The organism is Vibrio sp. 1727 (assembly GCF_033344415.1).
In the GTDB taxonomy this organism is placed as follows: domain Bacteria; phylum Pseudomonadota; class Gammaproteobacteria; order Enterobacterales; family Vibrionaceae; genus Vibrio; species Vibrio alginolyticus.
The window spans coordinates 1-713 of the sequence record NZ_JAWPOT010000251.1 but is presented as its reverse complement, the minus strand read 5'-3'; the positions used below and the strand labels follow the sequence as shown (position 1 = coordinate 713).

At 43.1% G+C, this 713-nt stretch carries 1 protein-coding gene; it reads left to right on the top strand.

Translation table 11 applies throughout. The annotated features are described in order from the left end of the window. Window positions 1–232: 232 nt before the first annotated feature. Window positions 233–713 (top strand): thiol:disulfide interchange protein DsbA/DsbL (locus R8O10_RS25075; RefSeq protein ID WP_318191935.1); only part of this gene is annotated, 481 nt, incomplete at its 3' end.

The following is a 713-nucleotide window of genomic DNA, read 5'->3' as shown; positions in this document are numbered from 1 at the left end:
GCAGCTCTTCTTGCATTGTGAAAATTCCCACGACTTTGTCGCAAAATGGCTTGATGCTACTGCCTTATAGCTTGGCGCTTATTGATAAGCTTCCTACTGAAAAAGCCGTGGTTGTGATTTATAAACCTTACCGACCTCCGATTGTTTGATTTCTTCTTTATTTATCTCCAGCACTAGCTGGCTCTTAGCTATATTTAAAAACGGCACTGTTGTGCCCGAAGGAAAACAAACAATGAAGAAATTACTTGCACTATGCAGCACACTTTTACTGGCTTTCAGCGCTCACGCTGCTCAATTTGAAGAAGGTAAACACTACAAAGTGTTGGACGTTGAGAAAGCGACTAAACCAACCGTTACAGAGTTTTTTTCGTTTTACTGCCCACACTGTTATAAGTTTGAATCTGTGATTGAAAACTTAAAACCGGCTTTGCCAAAAGAAGCACGCTTTGAAAAAGTGCACGTGGCGTTTATGGGCGCAGACATGGCAGTGCCAATGGCAAAATCTTACGCAACCATGGTATCCCTAGGTGTTGAAGATAAAATGGTGCCTGCGATGTTCGCGCAAATTCATCAAAAGCGCCAAGCACCGAAAAACGAAGACGAGTTAAAGAAAGTCTTCACGGACAACGGTGTCGATGGCAACAAATTTGACGCGGCGTACAACAGCTTTGCGGTTAGTTCGATGCAAAAGCGTTTCGATAAGCAGTTCAAAG